The following is a 5,306-nucleotide window of genomic DNA, read 5'->3' as shown; positions in this document are numbered from 1 at the left end:
GACCGGCCGCTTCTTCTGCGAACCCACGACACAGTCCTGACCGGCAGAGGGACGGGAAGACCTGCCAGCCCAACCCTCTCACCCAGACACGAAACATGCCAGGACTAAGCGGCGACAGTCTACTAGGCTCGTGCCATGCACACCGTGGCCGTTCTCGCGCTGGACAGGGTCGTCGCGTTCGACCTGGCCACCCCGATCGAGGTGTTCGGCCGCACCCGGCTGCCCGACGGCAGCGCGCCGTACCGCGTGCGGGTGTGCGGCGCCGCCCCCTCCGTGGAAACCGCCGCGTTCACCCTCACACCGCACGGGGATCTGGCCGCGGTGGCGGCGGCGGACACGATCATCCTGCCCGGTCGTGAAGCTCCCCTGCCCACGCCCGGGGCGGTGCTCGACGCGCTGCGCCGGGCCGCGGCCGCCGGCACCCGCATCGCCACGATCTGCTCCGGCGCGTTCATCCTGGCCGAGACCGGGCTGCTGGACGGGCTGCGGGCGACGACGCACTGGATGGCTGCGGAGGCGCTGGCCGTCCTCCATCCCGCGGTCAAGGTCGATCCGGATGTCCTGTACGTGGACAACGGCCAGTTCCTCACGTCCGCGGGTGCCTCCGCGGGGCTGGACCTGTGCCTGCACATGATCCGCAACGACCATGGTTCCGCGGTGGCGGCCAGCGCCGCGCGGCTGTCGGTGATGGCGCTGGAACGCGAGGGCGGGCAGGCCCAGTTCATCGCGCACGACCGGGCGCCCATCCCCCGCGGGTCGGAGCTGGAGCCGCTGCCGCGGTGGCTGGACGAGAACTGCGCGAACAACCTGACCCTGCACGACATCGCCGAGCGCGCCGGTATGAGTGTCCGCACGCTCAACCGCCGCTTCCGCGAGCAGGCCGGGACGACCCCGCTGCAGTGGCTGCTGCGGGCCCGCATCCGCCGGGCCCAGCACCTGCTGGAGGCCACCGGGCATCCGGTGGACCGCATCGCCGCGCAGGTCGGGTTCGGATCACCCACTGCCTTCCGCGACCGGTTCCGGCGGGTGGTCGGAACCACGCCGCAGTCCTACCGCAACAGCTTCGCCAGCCCCGCGGCCAACGGCAGGACCGCAGGGCCGTAAGACCGACCCGACCCGACCCGAGCCAGACCGGCCAGGGCAGCCGGGCGCACTTTGTCGACGATGCCCGGGTCAGCAGGTTCCGAGTGTTCCGCCGCCGGTTTCTCCGCATTAGGCCGAGAGCGGTAGCCTCGGATCGGCCTAGTGTCGTGGAGGATGCATGCAGTCACGGACCGCGCTTCCCCGGAGCCGGACGCGGTGATCTACGGGCTGGGTGTCGATCTCGGAACGACGTTCACCGCCGTGGCGACCGGCCGCCCCGGTCGCCTGGAGATGGTGAGCCTCGGCAGCCGGAGCACCGCTGTCCCCTCCGTGGCGTTCGCGACCGCCGAAGGGCAGCTGCTGACCGGCGACGCGGCGGAGCGCCGGGCTGGTCAGGAGCCGGAGCGGGCCGCGCGTGAGTTCAAGCGCCGGCTCGGCGACCCGACCCCGATGCTGCTGGGCGGCACTCCGTTCGCGCCGGCCGCGCTCCTCGCGGCGGCACTGCGCGACGCGGTCGCCGCCGCCGTCCGGCTGGAGGGTGCGCCGCCGGCGCGTGTCGTGCTGAGCCGGCCCGCGGTCTGGGGTCCGTACCGCCTGGAGCAGTTCGAGCAGGTGCCCCAGCTCGCCGGGCTGGCCGAGGTGGAGCTCGTCACCGAGCCGGTCGCCGCCGCGACCGCCTACGCCGAGCGGCGGAACCTGTCCGACGGTGACGTCCTCGCCGTCTACGACCTCGGCGGCGGCACGTTCGACAGCGCGATCGTCCTGCAGGAGGGCGGCAGGCTGCGGCTGCTCGGTACCCCGGAGGGTGTCGAGTGGCTGGGCGGCGTGGACTTCGACGAGGCGGTGCTGCGGCACGTCGACGAGGAGCTGGGCGGCGCGGTCACCGCGGCCGACCCCGGCACGGACGCGCTGGCGCTCACCCGCCTGCGGCACGAGTGCGTGCTGGCGAAGGAGGCCCTCACCTTCGACGAGGAGACGGCCATCCCCGTGTTCCTCAGTGGCGCCCGCCGGCAGGTGCGGCTCACCCGAGCCCGGTTCGAGGAGCTGGCCGCGCCCGCGGTCACGGCGACGGTCGAAGGGCTGCGGCGGGCGCTGGAGTCCGCCGACGTGACGCCCGGCGATCTCACGGCGGTGCTGCTGGCCGGCGGATCGTCACAGATCCCGCTGGTCGCCCGCACCGTCGAGAAGGAGTTCGGCCGCCCCGTCCTGATCGACATCCACCCCAAGCACGTGGTGGCCCTGGGCGCCGCGCAGATCGCCGCCTCGCTGCTCCCCCCGGCCGAAGTGCCGTGGGACGCCGCACCCGCGACACCCGCGGCACCGGTCGCCCCCGCGGAACCGATCGCACCCGCGCAGCCGCCTGCCGGGCCCGGCAGCACCGCCACCGTCCCGGAGCCGGCTGGAACGGAGGCGCAGCGGCCCGCCGCCGATCCGGACGCACCACCGTCCCAGCCGGGCACGCCTCCTTGGCCGGGAGCGCCGGCTCAGGAGGGAGCGTCGCCTCAGCCGGGTGCGACGTCCGAGTCGGAGACACCGCCCGCTGCCGACAGCGCCGTCCAACCGGACACCGACAACAGCCGGCGACCGACGGACGGCCCCGCCACCTCCCCGGCGGACGGCAGCTGGGCTCCCCCGTCAGTGGGCAGCCCGGCGGAGACAGCCACGCGGACCGCCGCCGAGGACGGGACCGAGGCTCCCCCTGCCGGAAGCTCGCCTGCCGGCCGGAAGGCCCCTGGCCCATCCCAGGGCAACGACTCGCCCCCCGCCGGAGAGACACCTAAGCCCCCCTCCCCCGCACGCGGGCATCGACGGCTGGCCGGAGGGCGCTCGACGGGCGCCGCACGGCGGCCACCCGAGGATGACCGTCCGCCTGGCATCAGCCGCCGCGAGGTGATGATCGCGCTGGCGATCGCCGTCGTCGTCCTCGCCCTCGCCACCGTCGTCGGCACCGTGTACGGCTACGCCACCCGGACCAAGGCCCCGGAAAGCGACTCCGCACCTCCACCACGGGCCACGACAACCATGATCATGGCCGCTGCCTCGCCGCTGGACCTCGGTCTGCCGCCGGTAGGGGTTCGGCAGGGTAGGGGTTCGGCAGGGTAGGGAGGTCCCTACCGGGGCCGTGGGGACCGCCCCGCAGGTCGGGGGCGCGCTCCCTGGGACGGCGGGTGCCGTTCCGAAATCGTCAGAGCATGTCGACGATCGCGGAACACAGCAGCGCGGCACGGACCGTCGAGCACCATTTCGACCAGGTCGTGCAGGAGCACCGGCCAGCACTTCTCGCCTACGTCACCCGCCTCTGCGACGGCGACCGCGGGCGGGCCGAGGACGTCGTCCAGGAGACGTTCCTGCGAGCCTGGAACCACCTCGACCGCCTGGTGCCCGAGAAGGGCTCGGTGAACGGGTGGCTGCGCCGGGTCGCCCACAACATCGTCGTCGACGGCCACCGCATGCGCCGCGCCCGGCCGACCGAACTCGAACTGACGCCGGAGCACGCCGACACGGCCACCCAGCCCGACCTCAGCGAGTCGCTGCTCGACACGATGATGCTCGCCACGCTGCTCGAGCGGATCGGTAAGGCGCACCGCGCCGCCCTCGTCGAGACCTACCTGCTGGGCCGCACCACCGGTCAGGCCGCCGCCATCCTGGGCGTGCCGGCAGGCACCGTGAAGAGCCGGGCCCACCACGGGCTGCGCGCGCTGCGGGCCGAGGCCTGCCGTCTCGGTCTGCACAGCTGCCACCCGCTCGACAGCTGCAGCCCGCTCGGTGCCGGTTCCCGGACGACCTGTTCCGTCTCGCCCTCCGGCAGCCGCCACGCCGCCTCGGCCGCCGCGCGGCCGGCCGGGCCGGTCGCTTCTTCTCGAGGCCGGTCCAGGGCCCACCGCGGAGGCCGGTGCCAGGCTGATCACCTCACGTAGCGAGAGCGGGAGCCGGGTATGCGGTGTCGGTGAGGCTGTCCCCCAGGAGCGCGGCGAGGATCCGGTGTGCGGCGACCTCGTCGAGCCGGCCGGGCATCCCGCCGCGCGCCGCGTGGTCGAGCAGGTCCGGGTCGGCGGCCAGACCGTAGGTGGCCAGGTAGTAGCTGATGCTGTCGGCCCACACCCACCGGCCGTCGGTGCGGATCGTCAGTGGGACGACTTCGCCGCGGTCCGGCTCGAGGATGTCCGGTGCCCTGGCGGTGGTGCGGATCAGCGGCACCCCGGCGTCCAGGTAGGCGGCGGCCCGGCGTGCGATGTCCGCCGCGACCGGCGGGCCGGCGGGATCGAAGCGAGGCCCGCCGGCCGGGTCGACCTCGTCGAGCGCGCGGGCGAGGAACACCTCCCCGGCGGGCTCCCGGGCCCAGAGCAGTGCCCCGAAGGTTCGGGCGAGCACCTGGTAGACCGGCGGCTCACCGCCGGCCTCACACACCTCGACCTGCGGGTCGAGCTCACCGGCTGCGTCCAGCGCGGCCTGCACCCGGCCGGCTACGGCTGCTGCACGGCCGGGGCCGGGCTCGACGGTCACCACGTACACCCGTCGCGGCGGCGGCCGCAGCCCGTCCTCCATGGGCAGCCGCCAGGATCGCCAGAGCCCGAGGGCGACCGGCTCGGCCTCGGCCGCCGCAACCGCCGCCGCATCGCTGCTACCGGCCGCCGCATCGCTGCTACCGGCCGCCGGGCCCGCATCGCTGCCGGTCAGGTCGAGCGGCAGGCAGCTCCACTGCTCTTCCGTGCAGGAGAAACGCCAGGGCACGGGCCCCCGTTCGTCGCGAGGAAGCATCGCCACCATGGCGCTGAGATCGGCATCGGCCGCGCGAAGGCCCGCGCGGACCGTCGACGCGAGCTCCGCGGGAATCGGCGCGCCCGCCGCGACCAGTGCCACGGCGACCGCGCGCGCCACCTCCGCACACCGCCCGTCGGCCAGCCAGGCGCGGACACGGCTGAGCAGAGGATCCGGCAGCACCCCGGCCAGGGCGAGCAGGACACGATGCCAGACCTCCGTGCTGTCGGACCCATCCGACTCGCTGGTGTCCCCCGACGCGGGCGCAGTCCCCTGCGGGATGACACTCATCCGGTTTCCTTCCGCCGACCGGCCCGAGCCCCGGCGGACGCGGGCTGTCCGCCGGGGCCGGAGAGCGGCGGACGCCGCCCCACTGCCCTGGGACACGTACGGAACGTCCCGACCGGTTCACCGTCCGCGTCCCGAGGCCATCCGGCGTGGTCGCCGGGGTCTGCGGCGCGTGC

4 protein-coding genes are annotated in these 5,306 nt (G+C 74.5%); 3 read left to right on the top strand and 1 reads right to left on the bottom strand.

The features are described from left to right. Positions 1-135 precede the first annotated feature (135 nt). From AB1460_RS25810 to AB1460_RS25800, 3 genes are all read left to right on the top strand, one after another. On the top strand, positions 136-1,104 hold the full coding sequence (locus AB1460_RS25810; RefSeq protein ID WP_368964696.1) for a GlxA family transcriptional regulator: 969 nt from the start codon (positions 136-138) through the stop codon (positions 1,102-1,104). Between the two features lie 153 nt (positions 1,105-1,257). After that, positions 1,258-3,186 carry an Hsp70 family protein gene (locus AB1460_RS25805; protein ID WP_368964695.1) on the top strand — a complete coding sequence of 643 codons (1,929 nt, stop codon included), beginning with the start codon at positions 1,258-1,260 and terminating at the stop codon, positions 3,184-3,186. A gap of 89 nt (positions 3,187-3,275) precedes the next feature. Continuing rightward, positions 3,276-4,001 carry a sigma-70 family RNA polymerase sigma factor gene (locus AB1460_RS25800; protein ID WP_368964694.1) on the top strand — a complete coding sequence of 242 codons (726 nt, stop codon included), beginning with the start codon at positions 3,276-3,278 and terminating at the stop codon, positions 3,999-4,001. Here the strand turns inward: AB1460_RS25800 and AB1460_RS25795 are convergent. After that, complete coding sequence (locus AB1460_RS25795; protein ID WP_368964693.1) at positions 3,994-5,133, bottom strand: hypothetical protein; 1,140 nt, start codon at positions 5,131-5,133, stop codon at positions 3,994-3,996. The two genes, AB1460_RS25800 and AB1460_RS25795, sit on opposite strands and share 8 nt — an antisense overlap. Positions 5,134-5,306 lie beyond the last annotated feature (173 nt).

Source organism: Parafrankia sp. FMc2, from assembly GCF_041008525.1.
In the GTDB taxonomy this organism is placed as follows: Bacteria; Actinomycetota; Actinomycetes; order Frankiales; family Frankiaceae; genus Parafrankia.
Note: the sequence above shows the minus strand (reverse complement) of the source record. Positions and strands in the feature narration are given on the sequence as shown.

Coding starts and splice junctions, on each gene's coding strand:
- AB1460_RS25800 (WP_368964694.1), top strand. CDS start 3,276: ATGTCGACGATCGCGGAACACAGCAGCGCGGCACGGACCGTCGAGCAC.
- AB1460_RS25805 (WP_368964695.1), top strand. CDS start 1,258: ATGCATGCAGTCACGGACCGCGCTTCCCCGGAGCCGGACGCGGTGATC.
- AB1460_RS25795 (WP_368964693.1), bottom strand. CDS start 5,133: ATGAGTGTCATCCCGCAGGGGACTGCGCCCGCGTCGGGGGACACCAGC.
- AB1460_RS25810 (WP_368964696.1), top strand. CDS start 136: ATGCACACCGTGGCCGTTCTCGCGCTGGACAGGGTCGTCGCGTTCGAC.